Origin of the sequence: Conexibacter woesei DSM 14684, from assembly GCF_000025265.1 — a bacterium.
GTDB lineage: Bacteria > Actinomycetota > Thermoleophilia > Solirubrobacterales > Solirubrobacteraceae > Conexibacter > Conexibacter woesei.
In genome coordinates this window covers 3111417-3135019 of record NC_013739.1, presented here as the reverse complement: position 1 = coordinate 3135019, position 23603 = coordinate 3111417, and the positions used below count along the sequence as shown (strand labels likewise).

Here is a 23603-nt window from a genome sequence, read left to right as displayed (position 1 = left end):
AACATAGCACAAGTGATTGCGCACGCAACTGTTATCCTATGAAGCCATGAGCGCGCCGCTCTCCCAGATCCCGGACCAATTCCCGCCCGTGCCGGGCACGCCCACGCCGGCCGACCTCGAGCAGCTCGGCGACGACGCGCCCGTCTGCGGCGGCGGCGACGGCTGGGAGAACCTCAGCGCCGAGGCGAGCGGCGCCTGGCACGGCTTCCTGCAGGCGCACGCCGAGATTCAGGTCGAGCTGGAGCAGGAGCTCCAGCGTGCGCACCAGCTCTCGTTCAGCGACTACTTCGCGCTGCTCGCGCTCGCACGCGCCGACGGCGGCGCCCTGCGGATGCACGACCTCGCGCGTCCGGTGCGCCTCACGCGCAGCGGCCTGACGCGACTCGTGGAGCGGCTGGAGCGGATCGGACTGATCGAGCGCGCGCCGAGCAAGGACGACGCCCGCGGCACCGAGGCGCGCATCACCGACGCCGGCCGCGAGCTGGTGCTGGCGGCGTCGGAGACCCACCTCGCCGGCGTGCAGCGGCGATTCCTCGCGCGCTTCTCCCCCACCGAGCTGCAGGTCCTCGCGGAGCAGTTCGGCCGCCTCAGCGGTTGACAAAGCACTCCTCTTTCCGTTCTGATGGGAGCGGGGCCGGATCTCGCATCCACAAGGGGAGAGGAAGTCCATGCCGTCACGTCTCATCGCGCTGCTCGCGTCGCTCGTCGTCGCGCTCGCCGCAGCCGCCGCCGTCGCCGCACCGTCGTTCGGCGCCTCCGGCGCCTACGTCTCGCTCGGCGACTCGTACACCGCCGGGCCGCTGATCCCGAACCAGAGCCTGAGCCCGCTCGGCTGCCTGCGCTCGGACCGCAACTACCCGCGCGTCGCGCGTGCGGGGCTGACCGACATCGCGACGTTCCGCGACCCGAGCTGCTCGGGCGCCACGACCGACGACATGTTCACCGCGCAGGGCGTCACGCCCGGCCCGAATCCGCCGCAGCTCGACTCGCTCAGCGCCGACACGCGCGTCGTCACGCTCGGGATCGGCGGCAATGACATCGGCTTCAGCGACATAGTCGTCAACTGCGCGAGGCTGAACCCGTTCGACCCGTGCAAGGACGACTACGTCTCGGGCTCCAGAGACGCGATCGCCGACAGAATCGCCGCGGCGCAGCCCGACGTCGACGCGGTCCTCGCCGCGATCCCGGCGCGCGCGCCGAGAGCGAAGGTCTTCGTCGTCGGCTACCCGACGATCCTGCCGGCGACGGGCAGCGGCTGCTGGCCGGTCGTGCCGATCACGCCGACCGACGTGCCGTACCTGCGCGCCAAGACCGCCCAGCTGAACGCGATGCTGGCGGCGGCCGCCGCCGCGCGCGGGGCGATCTTCGTCGACACCGCGACGTCGAGCGTCGGCCACGACGTCTGCAAGAGCGCGAGCGTCAAGTGGGTCGAGGGGATCGTCCCGGTCAACACCGCGGCGCCCGTCCACCCGAACGCCAACGGGATGAGAAACACCGGCAACGTCGTGCTCGCCGCGATCCTGAGAGCGGGGTACTAGCCGAACGGAGCAACGCGGATGGGAGAACGTTGGACGCGTGGCCCACGGAAGTTCGCCCCCCAAGGCGGATCATCCTGTCCATGCAGACCACTTCCCCCATCCGCCGCTACGTGATCGTGCGTCGCCGCGACCATCACGCGACCGCGTCGCGCTGGAGCATGGAGCGGGTCGCTCCGACCCAGCGCGTGACGCCGCCGTCCCCCTCGCCGCGACCGGCGAAGGCGGCCTGAGCAGGGCACGTCCGTCCCCGCATGGCGGGGGCGGATGTGCCCTCCTCGCTCCTCCGGCCTAGTCGAGCACCAGCTCGTGCGGCACCGGCACGTCGGGCGTGCGCGCGACGTTGAGCGCGAGCGCGAGCAGGAAGATGCCCGCGGGCAGGACGCCCGGCGCGTCGGCGGCGGCGGCCGCGAGCCGCCGCTCGCCGGCGTCGAGCAGCTCGACGATCACGCGGCAGTGCGCGGCCTGCGGCGCATCCGCAGGCACCGCGCAGGAGAGCCGCGCGAGGCTCAGCATCTCGGCGCCGGCGGCCGCGTTTCTGGCCGCGAACGCCCCGAACCCGGCCGTCAGGTACGTCGCGACGCGGTCGAGCATCACGTCGACCGCGACCGCGGTGACGCCGGACGGCGCACCGCCGTCGAGCGGCTCCTCGCCGTCGATCAGCCGCTGCATCTGCTCGCCCAGCACGAGCCGGATGTGCCGGTCGTCGACCCCGGCCTGACGCGCGATCCGCACGATCTCGAGCGCCGTGACCGGCGTGCGCCCGTACGGCGCGTCGCTGGCGAACAGGATCTGCCCGGCGGGGACGGTCGCGAACAGCGCGAGCAGGTCGCTCGGCGCCCACCACGACGTGTCGAAGTAGAGGTTGCGCAGCTCCTGCGCCTGGCGCCCGATCCAGGCGAGGTCGCTGATGCCGGCGTGCGCGAGGATCAGCCGCACGCCCGGGTAGCGGGTCGCGACCTGGACGGCGTGGGCGCCGAGCGAGGGGATCCCGCGGCCGGCGTGGACGAGCACGGGGATCCGCCGCTCGTGTGCGAGCGCCCAGACGTCCTCCAGGCGGGCGTCGTCGAGCGTGAACGACTCGCCGCGCGGGTGGAGCTTGATCCCCCTCGCGCCGGCGTCGAGCGTGCGCCGCGCCTCGTGCGCGGGCTCGGCGGCCGGGTCGATCCGCCCGAACGCGACGAGCCGTCCGCCGGAGTCGGCGGCGGCCGCGAGCACCGCGTCGTTGGGGCCGGGATAGCCGTCCGGCTCTCTCAGCGCGAAGACGACGCCGCGCGCGTCCGCCTCCTCCAGATGCGCGATCAGCTCCTGCGGCGCGCAGCGCATCGTGTCGGGGTCGTGCTCGCCGACGTGCGTGTGCGCGTCGAGCAGCGCCACCGACGCGGCGCCGTCTCCCTCCCCCAGCTGCTCCCGCTCGTCGGCGAGCCACCGCAGCAGCGCCGCGTCGACGGAGAGGTCCGGCCGGCTCACCTCGCCGCGCGCCGCCGCTTGCGCAGGACGACGAGCAGGCCGACAGCCGCCGCGAGGAGACCGACGAGCAGCGGCGCGCGCGACGATCCGGCGCTCGGCGCGGCCGGCTCGACGCCGGCGGGGGCGCCGTGGCGCGGGGCGGGCATCGCGAACTCCTCGGCGGCGAGCACGTCGTGCGGCTCGGTCACCCCGGAGGGGTCGGCCGGCAGCTCGATCGGGCCCTGCTCGTGGATCGCCTCTGCGCGCGACGGACCGGGGAACTCCTCGGCCGCGAGCACGTCGTGCGGCTCGGCGGGCGTGTCCGGGTCCTCGGGGAAGTGGTGCGGTTCACGTTCGCTCATCGACGTCCATCTTTCCAGATCGCGGCGGCCCCAACCAGCGCTTGCGAAAACTCGCCCCCCACACCGGTGATCGTGCAAAACTTGAGCCCTCGCGACTCACATCAGCTCACAATGGCTATACTCGCTTACTCTTCGTAAGCCTCTCCCGACAGGAAGCAGCGCATGAGCCGACTTCTGCTCGTCCCACTCGAAGACGCCGTCGTCTTCCCCAACATGACGCTGTCCCTCACCGTCGACGTCGGCGATGAGGATCGCGTGCTGCTCGTGCCCAAGCACGAGAACGAGTTCGCCGGCGTCGGCACCGTCGCCGACGTCGTCGAGCACGTGCGCCTGCCCGGCGGGGCGCACGCCGTCACGCTCAACGGCCTCTATCGCGGCGTCGCCGGTGCCGCGCACACCGCACCCGACGGCAAGCTCTACGTCGAGGTCGACGAGCGGCCTGACGCCGAGCCCGTCGACGGCCGCACGCGCAACCTCGAGCGCGAGTACCGCGCGACCGTCGAGGAGCTGCTGGAGCTGCGCGGCGACGACGGCCGCATCCAGGCGTTCGTGCGCGCGATCAGCGAGCCCGGCACGCTTGCCGACACCGCCGGCTACTCGCCCGACCTCTCGTTCGAGCAGAAGGTCGAGCTGCTGGAGACGCTCGACGTCACCGAGCGGCTGGAGCTGTCGCTCAAGCTGCAGCGCGAGCGGCTCGCCGAGCTGCAGGTGCGCCAGCGGATCCGCGACGACGTCCAGTCCGGCGCGGAGAGACAGCAGCGCGAGTACTTCCTGCGCAGACAGATGGACTCGATCCGCAAGGAGCTGGGCGAGGACGACGCCAATGTGATCGAGGAGTACCGCACCAAGATCGCCGAGGCCGGCATGCCCGAGCACGCGCTCGAGCAGGCCGAGAAGGAGCTCGGGCGGCTGGAGCGGATGGGCGAGCAGTCGGCCGAGGCAGGCACGATCCGCACCTACCTCGACTGGCTCGTCGCGATCCCGTGGAGCAGAACGAGCGACGAGAAGCTCGATCCGGTCGACGCGCGCGCCGTGCTCGACGCCGACCATGCGGGCCTCGACGACGTCAAGGAGCGGATCACCGAGTACCTCGCCGTGCGCAAGCTGCGGCAGGAGCGCGGCATCAGAGAGGACAAGCGCTCCGGCGCGATCCTCACCCTGATCGGCCCGCCCGGCACCGGCAAGACCTCGATCGGCGAGTCGATCGCGCGCGCCACCGGCCGCGAGTTCGTCCGCATGTCGCTCGGCGGCGTGCGCGACGAGGCCGAGATCCGCGGCCACCGCCGCACGTACATCGGCGCGCTCCCGGGCCGCCTCGTGCGCGCCCTGCGAGACGCCGGCACGATGAACCCGGTGATCATGCTCGACGAGGTCGACAAGGTCGGCGCCGACTGGCGCGGCGACCCCTCCGCGGCGCTGCTCGAAGTGCTCGACCCGGCCCAGAACCACTCGTTCCGCGACCACTACCTCGACCTCGAGCTGGACCTCTCCGGCGTGCTGTTCCTCGCGACCGCGAACGTCGCGGACTCGATCCCGGGCCCGCTGCTGGACCGCATGGAGGTGATCCGCTTCGACGGCTACACGACCGCCGAGAAGACGGCGATCGCGCGCGGGTACCTGTGGAAGCGGCAGACCGAGCGCAACGGCCTGCGGCCCGACGAGGTCGAGATCTCCGACCAGCTGCTGGAGCAGATCGCGACCGAGTACACGCGCGAGGCCGGCGTCCGCCAGCTCGAGCGCACGCTCGGCACGATCCTGCGCAAGACCGCGACGCAGATCGCGTCCGGCAAGGCCGAGCCCCCGGTGAAGCTCGACCTGGCGGCGGTGCGCGACGCGCTCGGCCGGCAGCGGTTCTTCCAGGAGGCGGCGATCCGCACCGCGGTGCCGGGCGTCGCGACCGGCCTCGCGGTGACCGGCGCCGGCGGCGACGTGCTGTTCGTCGAGGCGGTCAAGATGCCCGGCAAGTCCGGCCTCGTCCTGACCGGCCAGCTCGGCGACGTGATGAAGGAGTCGGCGCGGATCGCGCTCTCCTACGTCCGCGGCCACGGCCGTGAGCTGGGGATCGACGAGCACGCCTTCGACGAGGGCGAGTTCCACGTCCACGTCCCCGCGGGCGCGATCCCGAAGGACGGCCCGAGCGCCGGCGTGACGATGGTGACCGCGCTCTCGTCGCTGCTCTCCGGCCGCCCGGTCAAGCACACCGTCGCGATGACCGGCGAGGTGACCCTGCAGGGCCGCGTGCTGCCGATCGGCGGCGTCAAGCAGAAGGTGCTCGCCGCCCACGCCGCCGGCCTGACCGACGTGATCCTGCCGGAGCGCAACCGCGGCGACCTCGACGACGTGCCCGCCGACGTCCGCGAGCAGATCACGATCCACTTCGCGATGACCGTCGACGAGGTGCTCGCGATCGCGCTGGAGCCGGCCCGCGCCGGAGCGGCGGCCTGACCGCCGCGGCAGCGCCCGTGCGCCGATTCGGCGCACGGGCCACGCCGTGGCTGGCCGCTGCGCCAGCCCGCTGCGCGGTAGCGTCCAGCTACAGACCGTTTTGTCGGACGATCGAAGGTTGGAGCGAGTCGTGAGCACGATCACCCCCACGCAGGAGCAGGCCGTCGTCGAGCGCGTCCCGAAGGGACTGTTCATCGGCGGCGAGTGGCGCGCGGCCACCGGTGGCGGCACGCTCCCCGTAGAGGACCCGTCGACGACCGCGACGCTGACCGAGATCGCCGACGGCACGCCCGACGACGCGCTCGCCGCGCTGGCCGCCGCACACGAGGCGCAGGCCGCCTGGGCCGCCCACCCGCCGCGCGAGCGCGGGGAGATCCTGCGTCGCGCGTTCGAGCTGATCGCCGCGCGCACCGACGAGCTGGCCGTCCTGATGACGCTGGAGATGGGCAAGCCGATCTCGGAGTCGAAGGGCGAGATCACCTACGCGAACGAGTTCTTCCGCTGGTTCTCCGAGGAGGCCGTGCGGATCGAGGGCCGCTACGCCACCTCCCCCAACGGCATCGGCCGGATGCTGACGATGAAGCAGCCGGTCGGCCCGTGCCTCTTCATCACGCCGTGGAACTTCCCGCTCGCGATGGGCACGCGCAAGATCGGCCCGGCGATCGCCGCCGGCTGCACGATGGTCGTCAAGCCCGCGCAGCAGACGCCGCTGTCGATGCTCGCGCTCGCCCAGATCCTCGAGGAGGCCGGCCTGCCGAAGGGCGTCCTCAATGTCGTCACGTCGAGATCGTCAGGGAGCCTGATGGCGCCGCTGATCTCCGACCCGCGCGCGCGGAAGCTCTCCTTCACGGGCTCGACCGCGGTCGGCCAGAAGCTGATGCAGCAGGCGTCCGAGCAGCTGCTGCGGGTCTCGATGGAGCTGGGCGGCAACGCGCCGTTCCTCGTCTTCGACGACGCCGACGTCGACCTCGCGGTCGAAGGCGCGCTGCTGGCGAAGATGCGCAACATGGGCGAGGCGTGCACCGCCGCCAACCGCTTCCACGTCAGCGAGAAGGTCGCCGACGAGTTCACCGAGAAGCTCGCGAACCGGATTGGCGCGATGAAGGTCGGCCGCGGCACCGAGGAAGGCGTCCAGGTCGGCCCGCTCGTCGACGGCAAGCAGCGCGACACCGTCCGCGGGCTCGTCGACGACGCGCTGGCGAAGGGCGCGACCGCCGTCGTCGGCGGCAGCGACGCCGACGGCGAGGGCTACTTCTACAAGCCGACCGTGCTGTCGGGCGTGACCGACGACGCCGAGCTGCTGCGCGAGGAGATCTTCGGCCCGGTCGCGCCGGTGATGTCGTTCGACGACGAGCAGGCGGCCGTCGCGGCGGCGAACAGAACGCAGTACGGCCTCGTCGCGTACGTCTTCACGCAGGACATCAGACGCGCGCTGCGCGTCGTCGAGGGCCTGGAGACCGGCATGGTCGGCCTCAACCAGGGGATCGTCTCCAACGCCGCCGCGCCGTTCGGCGGCGTCAAGCACTCCGGCTTCGGCCGCGAGGGCGGCCGCGAGGGGATCGAGGAGTACCTCGACACGAAGTACGTCGCGATCAACGTCGACTGAGCGTCCAGACAGACTGGACTCCCACTGGAAAGTGGGACGCGCGGGCCGATGACAGGGACGTGGCCCGCGCCGTCCCGCTCCCGCTCCTCCTGCTGATCGCCGCCGCGACCGCGCTGCCGGCGAGCGGCGCGCAGGCCGCCGGCGGTCCGCGCGCGCAGGCCAGCATCGTCGGCGGCGGCGACGCCGCGCCCGGCAGCTGGCCGTCCACCGCATTCGTCTCGGCGACCGCGGGCGACGGCAGGTCGGTCGTCTGCACCGGGACGGTCGTCGCACCCGGCGCCGTCCTGACCGCCGCCCATTGCGTCACCGACGCGGGCGGTGCGCCGCGCCCGGCGGCGGCGTTCCTCGTCGTCACCGGCCGCCGCGACCTCGCGGCCGCCGGCGGGCAGCTGCACGAGGTCACGCGCGTGCACGTCCACCCCGCCTACGACCCGCGCAGCGTCCGCGCCGACGCGGCGGTGGTGGAGCTGGCGAGCACGTCCGCCGCGCCGCCGGCGACGCTCGCCGGTCCCGGCGACGCCGGCCTCGCCGCGAGCGGCACGCCCGCCGCGATCGCCGGCTGGGGCATGACCAGCGGCAGCGGCGGCGTCCCGACGGTGCTGCGGACCGCTCCCACGACACTCCTCCCGGACGCCGCCTGCACGAGCGCGTTCGGCGGCTTCGACGCCGCGACGATGCTGTGCGCCGCCGACGCCGGCTCGTTCATCAGCGCGACCTGCCACGGCGACAGCGGCGGACCGCTCGCGGTCGCCCGCGGTGACGGCAGCTGGGTCCAGGTCGGCATCACGAGCTGGGGCACCGACGGCTGCGACCCACGCCTGCCGCAGGTGTTCGCGCGCGTCAGCGCACTCTCGGACTGGGTCGGATCGGTCGTGAGCGGCACGCCGCCCGCGGACCAGCCGCCGGTCGACGCGCCTGCCGGCGGCCAGACGGCGCCGACCGCCGCTCGCGACGGAGCCGGCAGCAGACGCGGCGCCGGTCGCGACTCACGCGGCGGGCGCGGTACCGCCGCCCGCTACCGCGGCACGACACGCCAGCGGCGGCCGATCGCGCTGCGCGTCTCCCCCGCCGGCAGTGTCGGCGGCTTCGACGCGTCCTACCGGCTGCGCTGTCGGGGCGGCTGGCGCAGTGGGCGCGTGCGGGCGCCCTCGCTGGCTGTCCACGCGAGCACGCGCGGCACGTTCGACGTCGCCCGCTCGGCCGGCCGCCGCACGAGCTTCCGCATCACGGGCGCGTTCTCGGGCGCCGAGCGCGTGTCCGGAACCGTACGCGTCGTCTGGCGCGCCCGCTCGGGCGAGCGCTGCCGCAGCGGCCCCATCCGCTACGTCGCCTGGCGGGCCTGAGGCGCACCAGATCCGCGGTCGCAGTGCGCCTGCCGAGGGCACGGTGATATCTGTGATCTTTGGTCGTTTCGGATCGAAAACGGTGAGGTTTCCGCAGGTTTTCCCACGTTTGCTTGACCACGAACGCACAGCTCCCGATGATCCCCCACCCATGCTTCGCCTCCCGCCTGACCTGCGCGGCCTCGCGACAGGAGTGACGCTGCTCGCGCTCGGTGCGTCCGTGGCGCCTGCCGCGGCGGACGCCGCGCGCACCCCGGACGCGGTCACGCGCGTCGTCGGCGGCGGCGTCGCGCAGCCCGGCGCGCCGTCAGCGTCGATCGCGTTCGTCACGGCGCAGACGAGCGCCGGCACCGCGACGGCGTGCAGCGGCACCGTCGTCGCGCCCGCCGTCGTGCTGACTGCCGCGCACTGCGTCGCCGACCCCGCCGGCGGACCCCGCCCGACCGCCGGGATCGAGGTCACGACCGGCCGGCTCGCACGTGGCGACAGCGCGACCGGGCAGCAGCTCGGCGCCAGCCGCGTGCTGCTGCACCCTGCGTACGACGCCGCCGCGATGCGATCCGACGCGGCCCTGATCCTGCTCGCCTCCGCGACGACGGCGCCGCCGGTCGCGCTCGCGTCTGCCGCCGAGGCGGGCGCCGCGGCGCCCGGCGCCCGCGCGACGCTGACCGGCTGGGGAACGGCGTCGAGCGACACGACCGAGCCGTCGCAGACGCTGCTCAGCGCCACGACGACGATCCTCGAGGAGCAGGCCTGCGGGAGGCTGCTCGGGAGCCGCTACGACAGCGCGACGATGCTGTGCGCCGTCGACTCGCCGGCGTTCGCCGCCTCGACCTGCCGCGGTGACAGCGGCGGGCCGCTGCTCGTCGCGCGCGCGGACGGGACGCCGCTCCAGCTCGGCGTCGCGAGCTGGGGCAGCGCCAGCTGCGACCCGCGCGTTCCGCAGGCGTTCACACGCGTCAGCGGCCACGCCGACTGGCTCGCTGCGCAGATCGCAGCCGCGCCGACGAACCCGGCACCGCCGCCGACCTCCTCGAGCGACGCCGACCTGGCGAACGGCCCGACCGCCCAGCCCCGCAACGGCTCTCCTGCGCCCGCGCGGTCGGCGGGCGTGACGGCCGCGTGGTACCGCGGCTCGACACGACAGGGCCGTGCGATCGCCGTGCGCGTCGCGAGGGGCGCCCGGACGATCGCCGACGTGCGCTTCGGCTATCGCGCCCGCTGCACGAGCGGGACGCGCAGCGGCACGTTCCGGACGACGCCGCCGGCCGGCGCGCCGATCGTCGCCGCTGCCGGCGCACGCGGCCGGCGCGTGTTCACCGTCGCCCGTCGCGATCGCGACGGCCGCCGCGTCCGCGTGCGCGGAACCTTCGCGAGCGGCGGCTGGATCACGGGCAGCGTGCGGATCGCCTGGAGAACGAAGCGCGCCGGACGCTGCGACAGCGGCGCGCTGCGGTACACGGCCCGGCGCTGAGCCGTGCGGCTGGCCGCCTGCCGCCGCCGCGCACCCGCCGACCGGCCGAGATGCCGCCCGCACAGCGCCGACGTGCCATCGCCCAACCGGATCGAGCCGTTCGGCACAGCGCCCGCGCGCCATGTGTCCAACCGGTCGAACTGGCCGACCAGCGCCGACGCGCCACACGTTCAACCGACTGATCCATTATGTGTGATTCCGGTGGATGACGCACGGACTTGAGGGCCAACGCGCCAGGGTAAGCGTTTTTGCTTGAAGCAAAAACGCTTTTCTGCCGATCATTTTCAACCATGAACTGGACGCCAACGACGCGCCTCTTCGCTACGGCGCTCGCCCTCACCGCCCTCTTCGCCCTCCCCAGCGCCGCGTTTGCGGCTGAACGCGGCGGCGCCACGTTGCGCGTTGCCGGCGGGACCCAGGCGCAGGCCGGCGCGCCGTTCACGTCGCTCGCGTATCTGACGATCCAGAAGTCCTCCGACTCGGCCGTCGCGTGCAGCGGGACGGTCGTCGCTCCCGCCGTCGTGCTGACCGCCGCGCACTGCGTCACCGACTCCGCCGGCAACATCGTGCCCGCCGACGGCGTGCAGGTCACCACCGGCCGGCTCGTGCCCGACGACGCGTCCGGCGGCCAGCAGGTCGGCGTCAGCCGCATCGTCGTCCACCCCGGTTACGACCGTGCCGCGGTCCGCGCCGACGTCGCGCTCGTGCTGCTGTCGGCGTCGGTCGACGCGCCGCCACTCGCGCTCGGCGCAGCGTCCGACGCGGCCCCCGGAACCCGCGCGACGATAGCCGGCTGGGGCGCGACGTCAGGTCAGGACTCGACGCCCTCCCCGGTCTTGATGACCGCTCCGACGACCGTGTTCACCGACGACGCGTGCGGTCGCCTGCTCGGTGAGCGCTACGACGCCGTGACGATGCTCTGCGCCGCCGACGAGCCCGCCTACGCGGGCTCGACCTGCCTCGGCGACAGCGGCGGCCCGCTGCTCGTCCGCCGCCCCGACGGCACCGACGTCCAGGTCGCCGTCACGAGTTGGGGCAGCACGACGTGCGACGCGCGCGTCCCGCAGGCGTTCGCTCGCATCAGCGCCCTCTCCGGCTGGATCACGGGCCAGATCGCCGCAGCGCCGCAGCTCGGCCCGCCCGCGGCGGCCAGCTCCGGGATCGGGACCGCCGCGGTCGCCGGCGGGACGCAGCCGCGTGGCGGCTCGCCCGCGATGCGCGCCCGCGCCGCCAGCAGCGACGCCACCTACCGGGGGAGAACGCGCCAGCGGCAGGCGATCAGCGTCGAGCTCGCGTCGGGCAGCCCCCTCCGCGTCCGCGTCGGCTACCGCGTGAGCGGCTCGCGCGGCGCCACGACCGGGATGTTCAGCTCGACGACGCAGACGCGCAGATCGGGCCGCTCCACCACGCCGGGCCGCTCCGCGCGCAGCTTCTCCGTGACGCTGCGAGACGCACGCGGCAGACGCGCGCTGGTGCGCGGCACGGTCTCCGGCCGCAGACTCAGCGGCAGCGTCCGCCTCAGCTGGCGCAGGCGCGGCGGGGCGACCGAGCGGATCGTCACGAAGTACACCGCGCGCAACGCCGGCTGAGGTCGCGCCCACCGCCGGGCGATCTGCCCTTGACTTCAACCATGCTTGAAGTCGTAGGGTCAGTCGCCATGCTGCTCCGCGACCTCCCCACGCCGCTCTTCGAACCCGCCGCACGCGAGCACCGGGATGCGCGGGTAGCGCGGGTAGGCCGGGTCCTCCTTCGACCGCATGCAGAGCGAGAAGACCGATCCGCGCGTGTTGCGCACGACTCTCTGAAAACGGCAGGTGTCGCACAGGCCGACGACAAGAGGCGCACTCATCGGCGCCACTATACTTTTTGAAGTATGTCGACGTTTCGCCGCCTGCTCGGTTTCCTTCGCCCGTATCGCACGGGCGTCGTCTTTTCGTTCGCGCTCGCGGCGGCGGCGATGGCGGCGACGGTCGCGATCCCGTGGCTGACCGGCCGCGCGATCGACGCGACCCGCCGCGGCGATCGCAACGACCTCTGGATGCTCGCGATCGTCGTCGCGGTCGCCGGACTGCTGCGGCTCGCGCTCAGCGTCGGGCGGCGCCTCGTCGCCGGGCGCGTCTCGCTCGGCGTCGAGGTCGACCTCCGCCAGCGGCTCTACGCGCACCTGCAGTCGCTCGAGCTGGGGTTCTTCGACCACCAGCAGACCGGCCAGCTGATGTCGCGCGTGACCGTCGACTTGCAGGCCGTCCGCTTCTTCCTCGGCTACGGGCTGATCTTCATCGGGCAGGCGCTCTTCACGATCGTGCTCGCCGGCATCGCAATGTTCCTGCTGCGGCCCGAGCTGGCGGCGATCGCGCTCGCGCCCGTCCCGTTCGTCGTGCTCGTCGCGTTCCGCTTCGGCCGCCGCTCCCGGCCCGCGATGCAGGAGGTCCAGCAGCGCGTCGCCGAGCTGACCGCCGAGGCGGAGGAGAACGTCTCCGGCGTGCGCGTCGTGAAGGCGTTCGCACGCGAGGAGCGCCAGCTCGGCCGCTTCGACCACCGCGTCGGGCGCGTCTTCGAGCAGTCGATGATCGCGACGCGGCTGCAGGCGTTCTACGCGCCGTTCATCGGCTTCCTGCCGAACATCGGCCTCGCCGCGATCCTCTTCGTCGGCGGGCGCGCGGTGATCGACGGCACGCTCACGGTCGGCGAGTTCACCGCCTTCTACGCGTACCTGCTGATGCTGATCGGCCCGATGCGGATGCTCGGCTACATGCTCGGCTCCGCACAGCGCGCGACCGCTTCCGGCGCCCGTATCTTCCAGCTGCTCGACCGCGCCCCGGCGATGAGCGTGCCGGAGAACGCGCCGCCGCTGCCCGCCGGCGCAGGGCGCGTCGAGCTGCGCGGCGTCTCGCTCACGTTCGAGGGCTCCAGACAGCAGGCGCTCGACGACGTCGACCTGACCGTCGAGGCCGGCAGCACCGTCGCGCTCGTCGGCGGCACCGGGTCGGGCAAGACCGCGCTCGTCAGCCTCCTCCCTCGCCTCTACGACGCGACCGCCGGCGAGGTCCTGATCGACGGCGCGAACGTGAGAGACGTCGACCCGCGCTCGCTGCGCCACGAGATCGCAGTCGTCAACGACGACCCGTTCCTGTTCTCCGCGACCGTCCACGACAACATCGCCTACGCGCGCCCCGAGGCGACCCGCGAGGAGGTCGAGCTGGCCGCCCGGCGCGCCCGCGCGGAGGAGTTCGTCGGCGAGCTGCCCGACGGCTACGACACGATGATCGGCGAGCGCGGGCTGACGCTCTCCGGCGGCCAACGCCAGCGGATCGCGATCGCCCGCGCGCTGCTGGCGAACCCGCGCATCCTCGTGCTCGACGACGCGACCTCCGCGGTCGACGCGTCGACCGAGCAGGAGATCAAGGAGGCCCTGCGCGAGGTGATGGCCGGCCGCACGACGTTCGTGATCGCCCACCGTCTCTCCACCATCTCGCTCGCGGACGACATCGTCGTGCTGGAGCACGGGCGGATCGTCGCGCGCGGCGGACACGACGAGCTGCTCGACGACAACGAGCTGTACGCCGAGATCGCCGAGGCCGCCGGCGGCCGCAGCATGCCGAGGGAGGCGGTCGGCTGATGAGCATCGACCGCGGGACCGACACGCGCAGAACGGACGAGCGCCGCTACGAGGAGGGCGCGAGCGCGCTCTCGACCGGCGGGCCCGGCAAGGAGACGACCGCCGGCAGCGAGGCCGACCGCCTCGCCGACCTGCGCCGCCGCCTGCGCCAGACCTCCGGCCGCGGCCGCAAGCTGCGCGGGCTGCTGGTGCTGCTGCGGCCCTACCGCGGCCGCGTCGCGCTGATGTTCCTCGGCCTCTTCCTCGCGACCGGCGCCGCACTCGCGCCTGCGCCGCTCGCCAAGCTCGCGATCGACGAGGGGATCCGCAAGAGAGACGTCGCCGCGCTCGACTGGATCGTCGTCGGCTTCGTGATCTCCGCGCTCGTCTACTGGGGCGCGACGTACCTGCAGACGTACATGACCGGCTGGGTCGGCCAGCGCGCGCTGCAGGACCTGCGGATCCAGCTGTTCCAGCACATCCAGTCGCTGTCGCTCGGCTTCTACTCGCGCAACCGCGCCGGCGTCGTGATCTCGCGCATGACCAACGACGTGCAGGCGCTCGACTCGCTCGTCTCCGACGGCATCACGACGCTGTTCCAATCGACGCTGATGCTGCTCGGCGTCGTCGTGACGCTGCTGATCTTCGACGTCGAGCTGGCGCTCTACACGTTCCTCGCGATCCCCCTCCTGGCGCTCGCCGCACTCGCCTTCCGGATCGCCTCCGCCGACGCGTTCCGCCGCACGCGCGAGCGGATCGCCGCGATCACCGGCTACCTGCAGGAGACGCTGTCGGGGATCCGCGTCGTCCGCAGCTTCGGCCAGGAGCGCCGCCACCTCGACCGCTTCGACGAGCTGAACGAGGCCAACCGCGACGCGAACATGACGACGGTCTACCTCAACGCGTCGTACTTCCCCGCCGTCGAGCTGCTGTCGGCGCTGGTGACGACCGCGATCCTGATCATCGGCGGCATCCAGGTGATCGAGGGCAACACCTCGACCGGCGTCGTGTTCGGCTTCATCGCCGCGCTGAACAACTTCTTCGACCCGATCCAGCAGCTCTCCCAGCTCTACACGACCTACCAGTCGGGCATGGCCGCGCTCGACAAGATCTTCGAGCTGCTCGACGAGGAGCCGGAGCTGACCGACAAGCCGGGCGCGCTCGAGCTGCCGCAGATCAGAGGCGACCTGCGCTTCGACGGCGTCTCGTTCAGATACGGCGGCGCGGACGACGCCGACGGCGCCTGGGCGCTGCGGGACGTCGACCTGCACGTGCCGCCGGGCCAGACGGTCGCGCTCGTCGGCGAGACCGGCGCCGGCAAGTCGACCTTCGCCAAGCTCGTCGCACGCTTCTACGACCCGACCGAGGGCAGCGTTCGCGTCGACGGGCACGACCTGCGCGACGTCACCTCCCACTCGCTGCGCGGGCAGATGGGGATCGTGCCGCAGGAAGGCTTCCTCTTCAGCGGCACGATCGCCGACAACATCGCGTTCGGTCGCCCGGACGCGACCGACGACGAGATCGTCGCCGCCGCCCGCGCGGTCGGCGCCGACGTCTTCGTCTCCGAGCTGGAGAGCGGCTACGAGACCGAGGTCGGCGAGCGCGGCGCGCAGCTGTCCGCCGGCCAGCGCCAGCTGATCGCGTTCGCCCGCGCGCTGATCGCCGATCCGCGTGTGCTGGTGCTCGACGAGGCGACCTCGAACATCGACATCCACACCGAGGCGCGGATCGAGCACGGCATGCGCCGCCTGCTCGCCGGCCGCACGGCGGTCGTGATCGCGCACCGCCTCTCGACGATCCAGCACGCCGGCCTGATCGTCGTGCTGGAGCACGGCCGGATCGTCGAGCAGGGCACGCACGACGAGCTGATCGCCGCGGAGGGCCGCTACTGGCAGCTCTACCGCGACTGGGACGAGCAGACCGCGGCCTGACTTCTCACCGAACTCTCCGCTTCAACTCGCGCAGGCTGGGCAGTGGTGGGGTGACCACCGCAAGCTTGCGAGGAGCGACATGGCCGACACCAACAGAGGCGTCGTCTACATGGGTCCCGGCACGGTCGAGGTCCAGACGACCGACTACCCGAGCTTCGTGCTCAGAGACGGCCCCGGAGTCCATCCAGACAGCGTCGGGCGCGAGTGCAACCACGGCGTGATCCTGCGGATCGTCTCGACCAACATCTGCGGCAGCGACCAGCACATGGTGCGCGGCCGCACGACGGCGCCCGAGGGGCTGATCCTCGGGCACGAGATCACCGGCGAGGTGATCGAGAGAGGCCGCGACGTCGAGTACATCGACGAGGGCGACCTCGTATCCGTCCCGTTCAACATCGCCTGCGGGCGCTGCCGCAACTGCAAGGAGCGCAAGACCGGCATCTGCCTCAACACCAACCCGGCGCGGCCGGGGGCAGCGTACGGCTACGTCGACATGGGCGGCTGGCCCGGCGGGCAGGCGCGCTACGTGATGGTCCCCTATGCCGACTTCAACTGCCTCAAGTTCCGTGACAAGGAGCAGGCGCTGGCGAAGATCCTCGACCTCACGATGCTGTCGGACATCTTCCCGACGGGGTACCACGGCTGCGTCACGGCGGGCGTGACGACCGGCAGCACGGTCTACATCGCGGGCGGCGGCCCGGTCGGGTTGGCGGCGGCGCACGGCGCGCAGCTGCTCGGTGCCGCGGTCGTGATCGTCGGCGACCTGATCCCGGAGCGGCTGGCGCAGGCGAAGAGCTTCGGCTGCGAGACGATCGACGTCTCCAGAGGAGACCCCGGCGAGCAGATCGAGCAGCTGCTCGGCGTGCCGGAGGTCGACTGCGGCGTCGACGCCGTCGGCTTCGAGGCGCGCGGCCACGGCGAGCACGCGAGCGAGGAGCTGCCCGCGACGGTGCTGAACTCGCTGATGGGACTGACGCGCGCGGGCGGCGCGCTCGGCATCCCGGGCCTCTACGTGACCGGCGACCCGGGCGCGCACACGGACGCGGCGAAGGAGGGCTCGCTGTCGATCCGGATCGGGCTCGGCTGGGCGAAGTCGCACGTCTTCACGACCGGCCAGTGCCCGGTGATGAGATACAACCGCGAGCTGATGGAGGCGATCCTCGGCGACCGCTGCCAGATCGCCAGAGCGGTCAACGCGACGGTGATCACGCTCGACGACGCGCCGCAGGGCTACAGAGACTTCGACAGAGGAGCGGCGAAGAAGTTCGTCCTCGACCCGAACGGGCTGATCCCGGCCTAGGTGGGCTCGTCCGCGTCGTCGCGCGCGCTCAGCGCGGCGATCTCCCGCTCCAGCTCGGCGACCCGCGCGACCACCCCGTCGAGGCGGGGGTCGCGGGCGCCGAGCGAGCGGCGCGCGCCCATCGCGTAGGCGAACTCCATCGAGTTGATCAGCCGGCGGTGCTCGGCGCGCAGCTCGTCGAGGCGTCCCATCCCACGATGGTACGCCGGCGCGTGTAGCGTTCCGCACATGTCACGTCCCGAGTTTGCGCTGCTCGCCGGCGCGCCGCCCGAGGAGATCGCCGAGCTGCTGTCGCACGGCCGCCGGCGAACGTTCGCCGCCGGCGAGGTCGTCTTCCACGCCGGCGACCCCGCCGACTGCATGCACCTCGTCCGCTCAGGTCGCTTCGCCGTGCGCGTGAGCACCGAGTTCGGCGATGTCGTGACGCTCAACGTCGTCGGGCCGGGCGACTCGTTCGGCGAGCTTGCGCTGCTGACGCCCGACGCCCCGCGCAGCGCGACGATCGCGGCGCTGGAGCCGGCCGAGACGCTGTCCGTCCACGAGATCGACTTCCGCCGCCTGCGCAGCGAGCGCCCGCAGACCGACGCCGTGCTGTCCCAGCTGCTCGCCGCGCGCGTGCGGCGGCTGTCCGAGCAGCTCGTCGAGGCGCTCCACCTGCCGGCCGACACGCGCGTGCGCCGCCGGCTGCTCGACGTCGCGGCGGCGTACCGCGGCGACGGCGAGGAGGGCGGCGCCTCGATCCCGCTGACGCAGGAGGAGCTGGCGAGCCTCGCCGGCACCTCGCGCGCGACCGTCAACAAGGTGCTGCGCGAGGAGCAGGCGCACGGCACGCTGGAGCTGACGCGCGGCCGCACGACCCTGCTCGACACCGCCGCGCTGGAGCGGCGGGCGCGCGGCCCGTTCGGCTAGCCGGCCCGGCGGCCGAGGAATGGCGATCTGACCACGCTGAGCGTGGTCAGATCGCCATTGCTCGCCTCAACGCACGCGTCTTGCCGGCGCGAGGTAGCGCTGACCTGCGCGCACGAGGCGCGATCTGCGCAGGAGGAACGACGTCACTCTCACGCGTCCTTCGCTGACCGCGAAGAGCGTGCCGGGGTGCGGGTCGGCCGGGCAGCGGTCGACGGTCGTCCAGCGGGTGCCGCGGACGATCGCGGCGCCATATCTGCCGCGCACCTCGATCCGGCCGTCGGCGTGGACGCGCGCGCGACGCCCGCGCTTGCCCTTGCGCCGGGCGGACGCGGCGGCGCGCGGGCGCAGCTGGGCTCTCGGGCGCGCGCTCCCTCTCCGCGCGGCGCCTCTGCGCGTCAGCGCGCGGCAGCCGGCGAGCGGGCCGGAGAGGACGATCTGGCCGGGACGTTGACCGAGGTCGAGTCTGCTGCCCTGCCGGACGATGAACCGCCCCTCGGAGACGATCGCGCTCGCGCGGCGGCCGTCCGGCGTCGTCGTGAACAGCAGCGAGGCGCGGCCGCGGCGCGTGTCCAGCTCGGCGCCGAGCGGGATGTTCGCGATCGCTCTCAGGAGCACGAACCGGCGGGTGCCGGGGAGCCGGATCAGGACCCGTCCCGAGACCGGCGCGACGACGGTGCTGCGGCCGAGCACCGGCGGCGAGACGCCGGGCGGGACCTGTCTCGGCGGGGCGGGGTCGGCCTGTGCAGGCGGATCCTGCCCTTGTCTCACCGGCTCCGGCGCGATCCCGCGCACGCGGTGGTTGAAGCTGTCGGCGATCCACATGCGTGGGCCGCTCGCCGCGACCGCGCGCGGGTGCGACAGCTGCGCGGCGGTTGGCAGGCCGCCGTCGCCGCTGAGGCCGAGCGTGCCGGTGCCCGCGAGGGTGCGGATGACGCCGTCGGCGCCGACCTGGCGGATGCGCTCGTTGGTCGAGTCGGCGATCAGGATCGAACCGTCGCCGCCGGCGGCGACGCCCTCGGGCTGGTTGAGCGCGGCGGCGGTCGCGGGGCCGCCGTCGCCGCCGAAGCCGGCGGGCGCGGCCGAGCCCGCGACGGTCGTGATGACCCCTCTCGTGTCGACGCGGCGGATGCGGTTGTTGCCGGTGTCGGCGATCAGGAAGCCTCCGCCCGCGAGCGGCGCGACGCGGGCGGGCACGAGGACCGCTGCGTTGATCGCCTGGTCGTTGTCGCCCGCATAGCCGCCGTTCGGCATCGTGAGGTTGCCGACGACCCGCTCGATTCTGCCGCTCGCCGCATCGACGCGCCGGATTCTGTGATTGCCGGTGTCGGCAATCAGGAAGCTGCCGTCCGGCAGTGCGGCGACGCCCTGCGGCGCGTTGAGCGCCGCGGCCGTCGCCGGGCCGCCGTCGCCCGTGAACGCGGCAGCGCCCGTCCCCGCGACCGTCGTGATCAGCCCGGCCGCGTCGACCCGGCGGATGCGGTTGTTGAGCGTGTCGGCGATCAGGAAGCCGCCGTCGCCGGTCGGCGAGACGCCGCGCGGCTGGTTGAGGCGGACGGTCGCGTCGGTCGCCGGAACGCCTTCGCCCGCGAACGTGCCGGTCGCGCCGTTCGCCGGACCGGCGCCGGCGACGGTCGTGATCAGCCCGGCCGCGTCGACCCGGCGGATGCGGTGGTTGGACGTGTCGGCGATCAGGTACGCCGTGCCGTCGCTGAGCAGGCCGATGTCGGAGGGTGAGGTCAGCAGCGCGCTGGTCGCCGGCGCGCCGTCGCCGCCGAACCCGCCGGTCCCGCTTCCGGCGAGGGTGTCGACCCGGTCGGCGGCCATCGCAGCGGCGGTGCCGAGCCCTGAACCGGCGGGGGCCATCGTGCCGGCCACGACCGTCGCGGTGGCGACGGCTGCGGCGAGGAACGGTGCGAATGCGCGGCGAAAGCGTGTCATCGATCCGGATCTTGGCGCAGAACCTGCGCAGGCACTGTCGCAGACCTCGCACGCCCTGTGTCGAATGCGCGACACTCCGGCGATGCTCAGCCGGCCGCTGCGTGCGCTGATCGTCGGAGTCGCCGCCGCCGCCCTCGCCGGCGGCATCGCCGCCACCGGCCTGCTCGACCGGATCGAGGCGAGCAGCGTCGACCAGCGCTTCGACGTCCGCGGGTCCCAGGGAGCGCCGGAGGACGTGCTGGTCGTCGGGATCGACGAAGCGACCTACGACGTGCATGGCTTCCCGTTCGAGCGCTCGCTCCACGCGCTCGTGATCGAGCGCCTGCTCAACGCCGGCGCCAGACGCATCGCGTACGACGTGCAGTTCTCCGAGCCGCTTGACCGCCGCGACGATGCGCGTCTCGTGGATGCCGTTCGCGATCCGCGTGTGCTGCTCGGGACAGCCGAGGCGACCCGCAGCGGGACGCCGGTCGTGATGCCCGCGCTTCGTCGCGCTGCCGAGGGACGTGTGGGGATCGCCCTGTTCCCGCACGACCACGACGTGATTCGCCGGTTCGAGCCGAGCGTCCTCGGGGTGCCGCATCTCGCGGTGCTCGCCGCGAGCGGCGATCCGGGCACCCCCGCCCGCCCACTGGACTTCGCCGGCCCGCCCGGAACCGTTCCCGAGTTGTCGCTCGACGACATCGTGACCGGCAGATTCGATCCGGCCGCGGTGCGCGACAAGGTCGTCGTCGTCGGCGCGACGGCGCCGATCCTCCACGACGTCGACGCCACCGCGGCCGGTGCGCCGATGCCCGGCCCGGAGATCGTCGCCAACGCAATCCAGACCGTGCTCGACGGCTATCCGCTGCGCGACGCGCCGCCGGCTGTCGCGGCGCTGCTCGTCCTCGCAGCGGGTCTGCTCGCGCCGCTCGCCGCGGCGCTCCCCGGACCGCCCGGGCGGGTGCTGCTGCAAGCGCTCGGGGCGGGACTGGCTGGAGCCGCGGCGCTGCTGGTCGGGGCGCAGCTGGCGTTCGACGGCGGGACGATCGTGCCGGTCGCCGCGCCGCTGCTGGCGCTGCTGTTCGGGACCGCCGGCGCGGTCGCGACGACGTACGCGGTGGAGGTGCGGACGCGGCGTCGCCTGCGGACCGAGTTCGAGCGCTTCGTCGCTCCCGCCGTCGCGAGCGAGCTGCTGGAGCTGGGCGCGCCCGGCGCGCCGGTGCAGAGCCGGCGGCTCGACGCGACCGTCCTCTTCTGCGATCTGCGCGGGTTCACCACCCTCGCGGAGCGGCTGGAAGCCGAGCAGGTGATCGCGGTCCTCAACCGCTACCTGACGCTCGTCTCCGGCGAGGTGCTCGACCGCGGTGGCACGGTCGTCTCCTACCAGGGCGACGGGATGATGGCCGTCTTCGGCGCGCCGCTGCCGCAGGGCGACCACGCGGCGCGCGCGCTCTCCGCCGCGCGCGCGATCTTCGACGGTGCGTTGCCGCGCTTCAACGCCTGGCTGCTGGAGGAGCGGCTCGCCGACGCGCCGCTGGCGGCCGGGATCGGGATCAACAGCGGCCCGGTGATGTCGGGGATCGTCGGCTCCGAGCGGCGCGTCGAGTACGCCGCGGTCGGCGATGCGACCAACGTCGCGGCCCGCCTGCAGGCGCTCGGCCGCGACCTGCCCGGAGAGCTGTTCGTCTCCGCGAGCACCGTCGACGCGCTCGGCGGGGCCGCCGCGGCCGCCGCGGCGCGCCTGCACCTTCACGGCGACGTGTCGCTGAAGGGACGGCGCGAGCCGGTGACGGTCTGGATCGGCGACTGACCGTGCACGCGGAAGCGGCTCCCCCGGAGGGGAGCCGCTCGGTGCGACCGAGGTGTCCGGCGGGGGGCTTACGCCGTTCTCGGCACGCAGGTCACGTAGGCGCTGAGGTAGCGGATGCTGGCGCTGTTGTTGCGGCCGGCCGCGGTCCACCCGGTCATCTCGTTGACGCCGGGCGCCACGGGATCGGGCATCGAGGCGCTGAGCTGCACGTCGACGCCGGTGAGGGCGCCGCCGGGGCTCTGGAGCCACGCCCCGCCGCCGCCGGTCGCCTTCTCGGTCGGTGCGCACGAGGCGGTCTGCGAGACGAACGTCCCGCCGCCGGCGATCGGCCCACTCTCGGCGACAACGGTCCGGACCGAGTTCGCCATGAACGCGGTGTGGTCGCGGCCGTTGAGCTTCTGCGCGTCCAGCGCGGTTCTCGCGGTGTCGGCGCTTCTGGCCGTCTCGGCCGTCTTCGCGCTCTCGGCCGTCTTGGCCGAGTCGGCCGACTTCGCCAGCTCGGCGAACTTCGCGATGCTCGCGATCGGGACCAGCCCGAGCCGCGACTCGTTGATCTGCTTCCCGGTCAAGGAGTTGGGCTTGATGCGATCAGCAGGGACGCTGCTGCGCTTGAGCTGGACGCCGCTGACCTTGACGGCGGCCTCGGCGGTCGTGGCGCCGGTGGCCGCGACAGCGGCGAGGGCGACGGCGACGACGGCGCTGCGGCGGATGGTGGAGATGGAGCGCATGGGGATCTTCCTCCCGATCTGTGCGGCGGACCCGGTGTCCACCGTTGATGTGCTCCAGCTTCGTTTCTCAGTGGCCCCCGGTCTGCTCGTCGCGCGACACGAGAAGTGTCAAGTGTGCGACAGAGGCGAGGAGGCGGTGCGACTGCGGGACAGGGATTCGAACCCCGATTACCCGGTCCAGAGCCGAGTGTCTTGCCATTAGACGATCCCGCAACGTGTGCGAAACGTCAGGATAGCCATTCCGCGCGCGAGGCGGCGCCTGGCCGCGGGTCTGCAAACACAGTTGGTGTAGGCAACGCCGAGAGGCCACGCTACGCTTCGTCTGCGGCACGATCGCGAGTGGCGCACCTCCTAGGAAGCCCGGGGTTGTGGCCCCGGGCTTTCGCATTTCTGACGGTGGTCCGGCGCCGTTGTGGCGACGCCGGACCCGTGCTACCGCTGTCTGGTCAGACGGTCGACCAGAAACAGCAGCACGATCGCAAGCAGCAACTCCATACACATCACCTCCTTTCTCAGGACGCGAACGTCCCGGCCGAGGTTGGTCCTCGGCAGTTCTGGAGGTGATGGCCGCAGCTACCGCCAACGCGACAGCGCCCACGCTTTCACGTGCCGCCGCGAGCGTCTACCGCATGTATCTAGGACGTGCTCAGCCCGGCCAGCCGGGCGCCATCTCGAACTGCTCGTCGCCGAGCGCGAGGACCATCGGGTCGCCGGTGCGGGCGGCGAGGTGGAGCGGCGTGTCGGGATCGGTCGTCGAGAAGGTGGCGGTCAGGACGCTGCGGCCGGGGAAGCGATCGGCGAGGTCGCGGACGGAGCGCGCGAGCGACTCGACGCCACCGAGCATCGAGGTGATCTCGGCGCGCGCGGCGTCGACCTCGAACGGCGGCAGCGGGCGCACGTCGGGCACCCACAGCGGTTCGGCGGCGAGCCGGTCGGCGTCGAGCTGGACCGCCTGCTCGCCCTCTCTCAGGAGCACCGCGCCCTCCGCCGGGCACTCGACCAGCAGCGGCGGCGCTCTCTCCCCCTGGTCGAGCAGCAGTATCAGCGCCTCCGCGCCCGCGGCGCGAACGAACGCGCGCAGCGTCGCGACCAGCTGGGCTATCCGCTCGCGTGCGGCGTCCGGGGACCGGTCGCGTCCGGTCTCGCCCGCCGGCTCGCGGCCCGCGTCGGGCGGCTGGCCGGCGGCGGTCATC

The 23603-nt window shown here is 73.0% G+C and carries 20 protein-coding genes and 1 tRNA gene; 13 read left to right on the top strand and 8 right to left on the bottom strand.

Going from position 1 to position 23603, the window contains the following annotated elements:
* The first annotated feature begins 46 nt into the window (after positions 1-46).
* The 3 genes from CWOE_RS14625 (at position 47) to CWOE_RS33495 (ending at position 1768) form a co-directional block, all read left to right on the top strand.
* Complete coding sequence (locus tag CWOE_RS14625; protein WP_012934402.1) at positions 47-598, top strand: MarR family winged helix-turn-helix transcriptional regulator; 552 nt, start codon at positions 47-49, stop codon at positions 596-598.
* Positions 599-668: 70 nt separating this feature from the next.
* Complete coding sequence (locus tag CWOE_RS14620; protein WP_012934401.1) at positions 669-1538, top strand: SGNH/GDSL hydrolase family protein; 870 nt, start codon at positions 669-671, stop codon at positions 1536-1538.
* 80 nt (positions 1539-1618) lie between these two features.
* Positions 1619-1768 (top strand): hypothetical protein, encoded by a 150-nt coding sequence (locus tag CWOE_RS33495; RefSeq protein WP_160165519.1) that lies wholly within the window; start codon positions 1619-1621, stop codon positions 1766-1768.
* Positions 1769-1826: 58 nt separating this feature from the next.
* On the opposite strand, the gene CWOE_RS14615 is transcribed toward CWOE_RS33495, so the two are convergent.
* Complete coding sequence (locus CWOE_RS14615) at positions 1827-3005, bottom strand: amidohydrolase family protein (protein ID WP_012934400.1); 1179 nt, start codon at positions 3003-3005, stop codon at positions 1827-1829.
* The gene (locus tag CWOE_RS14610; RefSeq protein ID WP_012934399.1) at positions 3002-3346 is read right to left on the bottom strand and encodes an LPXTG cell wall anchor domain-containing protein; all 345 of its coding nucleotides are present in this window, start codon (positions 3344-3346) and stop codon (positions 3002-3004) included. Before CWOE_RS14610 ends, CWOE_RS14615 begins: the two co-directional genes overlap by 4 nt.
* A gap of 162 nt (positions 3347-3508) precedes the next feature.
* Here CWOE_RS14610 and lon point away from each other — a divergent pair, with 162 nt between their 5' ends.
* The 5 genes from lon to CWOE_RS30730 all read left to right on the top strand — a co-directional run bounded on the left by lon (position 3509) and on the right by CWOE_RS30730 (position 11803).
* Entirely contained in the window at positions 3509-5791 is a 2283-nt protein-coding gene (gene lon, locus CWOE_RS14605) for an endopeptidase La (protein ID WP_012934398.1), read from the top strand.
* A 139-nt stretch (positions 5792-5930) separates the two neighbouring features.
* The gene (locus CWOE_RS14600; RefSeq protein ID WP_041732520.1) at positions 5931-7397 is read left to right on the top strand and encodes an NAD-dependent succinate-semialdehyde dehydrogenase; all 1467 of its coding nucleotides are present in this window, start codon (positions 5931-5933) and stop codon (positions 7395-7397) included.
* 59 nt (positions 7398-7456) lie between these two features.
* A complete protein-coding gene (locus CWOE_RS30735; RefSeq protein ID WP_012934396.1) occupies positions 7457-8740 on the top strand; it encodes a S1 family peptidase in 1284 nt (427 codons plus the stop codon).
* Positions 8741-8891: 151 nt separating this feature from the next.
* Positions 8892-10214 carry a S1 family peptidase gene (locus tag CWOE_RS14590; RefSeq protein WP_012934395.1) on the top strand — a complete coding sequence of 441 codons (1323 nt, stop codon included), beginning with the start codon at positions 8892-8894 and terminating at the stop codon, positions 10212-10214.
* 290 nt (positions 10215-10504) lie between these two features.
* Positions 10505-11803, top strand: a complete 1299-nt coding sequence (locus CWOE_RS30730) for a S1 family peptidase (RefSeq protein WP_012934394.1) — start codon at positions 10505-10507, stop codon at positions 11801-11803.
* Between the two features lie 59 nt (positions 11804-11862).
* On the opposite strand, the gene CWOE_RS32835 is transcribed toward CWOE_RS30730, so the two are convergent.
* Positions 11863-12063 (bottom strand): hypothetical protein, encoded by a 201-nt coding sequence (locus CWOE_RS32835; protein ID WP_012934393.1) that lies wholly within the window; start codon positions 12061-12063, stop codon positions 11863-11865.
* A gap of 24 nt (positions 12064-12087) precedes the next feature.
* On the opposite strand from CWOE_RS32835, the gene CWOE_RS14580 reads away from it, so the two are divergent.
* The 3 genes from CWOE_RS14580 to fdhA all read left to right on the top strand — a co-directional run bounded on the left by CWOE_RS14580 (position 12088) and on the right by fdhA (position 17043).
* Entirely contained in the window at positions 12088-13833 is a 1746-nt protein-coding gene (locus CWOE_RS14580; protein ID WP_012934392.1) for an ABC transporter ATP-binding protein, read from the top strand.
* Positions 13833-15743 (top strand): ABC transporter ATP-binding protein, encoded by a 1911-nt coding sequence (locus CWOE_RS14575; protein ID WP_012934391.1) that lies wholly within the window; start codon positions 13833-13835, stop codon positions 15741-15743. Before CWOE_RS14580 ends, CWOE_RS14575 begins: the two co-directional genes overlap by 1 nt.
* Positions 15744-15822: 79 nt before the next feature.
* Positions 15823-17043 carry a formaldehyde dehydrogenase, glutathione-independent gene (gene fdhA, locus CWOE_RS14570; RefSeq protein ID WP_012934390.1) on the top strand — a complete coding sequence of 407 codons (1221 nt, stop codon included), beginning with the start codon at positions 15823-15825 and terminating at the stop codon, positions 17041-17043.
* On the opposite strand, the gene CWOE_RS14565 is transcribed toward fdhA, so the two are convergent.
* Entirely contained in the window at positions 17040-17234 is a 195-nt protein-coding gene (locus CWOE_RS14565; protein WP_012934389.1) for a hypothetical protein, read from the bottom strand. The genes fdhA and CWOE_RS14565 overlap by 4 nt on opposite strands.
* Positions 17235-17271: 37 nt before the next feature.
* Between CWOE_RS14565 and CWOE_RS14560 the strand changes: the two genes are divergently transcribed.
* Positions 17272-17952 carry a Crp/Fnr family transcriptional regulator gene (locus tag CWOE_RS14560; RefSeq protein ID WP_012934388.1) on the top strand — a complete coding sequence of 227 codons (681 nt, stop codon included), beginning with the start codon at positions 17272-17274 and terminating at the stop codon, positions 17950-17952.
* 66 nt (positions 17953-18018) lie between these two features.
* Here CWOE_RS14560 and CWOE_RS30725 read toward each other — a convergent pair whose 3' ends face one another.
* Complete coding sequence (locus tag CWOE_RS30725) at positions 18019-19890, bottom strand: NHL domain-containing protein (RefSeq protein WP_012934387.1); 1872 nt, start codon at positions 19888-19890, stop codon at positions 18019-18021.
* Positions 19891-19972: 82 nt separating this feature from the next.
* On the opposite strand from CWOE_RS30725, the gene CWOE_RS14550 reads away from it, so the two are divergent.
* Entirely contained in the window at positions 19973-21682 is a 1710-nt protein-coding gene (locus tag CWOE_RS14550) for an adenylate/guanylate cyclase domain-containing protein (RefSeq protein ID WP_160165518.1), read from the top strand.
* A gap of 68 nt (positions 21683-21750) precedes the next feature.
* Here the strand turns inward: CWOE_RS14550 and CWOE_RS14545 are convergent, their stop codons facing one another.
* The 3 genes from CWOE_RS14545 to CWOE_RS33490 all read right to left on the bottom strand — a co-directional run bounded on the left by CWOE_RS14545 (position 21751) and on the right by CWOE_RS33490 (position 23602).
* Complete coding sequence (locus CWOE_RS14545; RefSeq protein WP_012934385.1) at positions 21751-22410, bottom strand: hypothetical protein; 660 nt, start codon at positions 22408-22410, stop codon at positions 21751-21753.
* A 142-nt stretch (positions 22411-22552) separates the two neighbouring features.
* A tRNA-Gln gene (locus tag CWOE_RS14540) sits at positions 22553-22623 on the bottom strand.
* A gap of 433 nt (positions 22624-23056) precedes the next feature.
* Entirely contained in the window at positions 23057-23602 is a 546-nt protein-coding gene (locus CWOE_RS33490) for a hypothetical protein (RefSeq protein WP_012934384.1), read from the bottom strand.
* Between the last annotated feature and the right edge of the window lies 1 nt (position 23603).

Bases quoted from the DNA above. Each gene is read 5' to 3' on its own strand.
- CWOE_RS33490 (WP_012934384.1), bottom strand. From the start codon at position 23,602: ATGACCGCCGCCGGCCAGCCGCCCGACGCGGGCCGCGAGCCGGCGGGC.
- CWOE_RS14625 (WP_012934402.1), top strand. From the start codon at position 47: ATGAGCGCGCCGCTCTCCCAGATCCCGGACCAATTCCCGCCCGTGCCG.
- CWOE_RS14620 (WP_012934401.1), top strand. From the start codon at position 669: ATGCCGTCACGTCTCATCGCGCTGCTCGCGTCGCTCGTCGTCGCGCTC.
- CWOE_RS14575 (WP_012934391.1), top strand. From the start codon at position 13,833: ATGAGCATCGACCGCGGGACCGACACGCGCAGAACGGACGAGCGCCGC.
- CWOE_RS14560 (WP_012934388.1), top strand. From the start codon at position 17,272: ATGTCACGTCCCGAGTTTGCGCTGCTCGCCGGCGCGCCGCCCGAGGAG.
- CWOE_RS14545 (WP_012934385.1), bottom strand. From the start codon at position 22,410: ATGCGCTCCATCTCCACCATCCGCCGCAGCGCCGTCGTCGCCGTCGCC.
- CWOE_RS33495 (WP_160165519.1), top strand. From the start codon at position 1,619: ATGCAGACCACTTCCCCCATCCGCCGCTACGTGATCGTGCGTCGCCGC.
- lon (WP_012934398.1), top strand. From the start codon at position 3,509: ATGAGCCGACTTCTGCTCGTCCCACTCGAAGACGCCGTCGTCTTCCCC.
- CWOE_RS14580 (WP_012934392.1), top strand. From the start codon at position 12,088: ATGTCGACGTTTCGCCGCCTGCTCGGTTTCCTTCGCCCGTATCGCACG.
- CWOE_RS14610 (WP_012934399.1), bottom strand. From the start codon at position 3,346: ATGAGCGAACGTGAACCGCACCACTTCCCCGAGGACCCGGACACGCCC.
- CWOE_RS14550 (WP_160165518.1), top strand. From the start codon at position 19,973: ATGCTCAGCCGGCCGCTGCGTGCGCTGATCGTCGGAGTCGCCGCCGCC.
- fdhA (WP_012934390.1), top strand. From the start codon at position 15,823: ATGGCCGACACCAACAGAGGCGTCGTCTACATGGGTCCCGGCACGGTC.
- CWOE_RS30725 (WP_012934387.1), bottom strand. From the start codon at position 19,890: ATGACACGCTTTCGCCGCGCATTCGCACCGTTCCTCGCCGCAGCCGTC.
- CWOE_RS30730 (WP_012934394.1), top strand. From the start codon at position 10,505: ATGAACTGGACGCCAACGACGCGCCTCTTCGCTACGGCGCTCGCCCTC.
- CWOE_RS32835 (WP_012934393.1), bottom strand. From the start codon at position 12,063: ATGAGTGCGCCTCTTGTCGTCGGCCTGTGCGACACCTGCCGTTTTCAG.
- CWOE_RS14590 (WP_012934395.1), top strand. From the start codon at position 8,892: ATGCTTCGCCTCCCGCCTGACCTGCGCGGCCTCGCGACAGGAGTGACG.
- CWOE_RS14565 (WP_012934389.1), bottom strand. From the start codon at position 17,234: ATGGGACGCCTCGACGAGCTGCGCGCCGAGCACCGCCGGCTGATCAAC.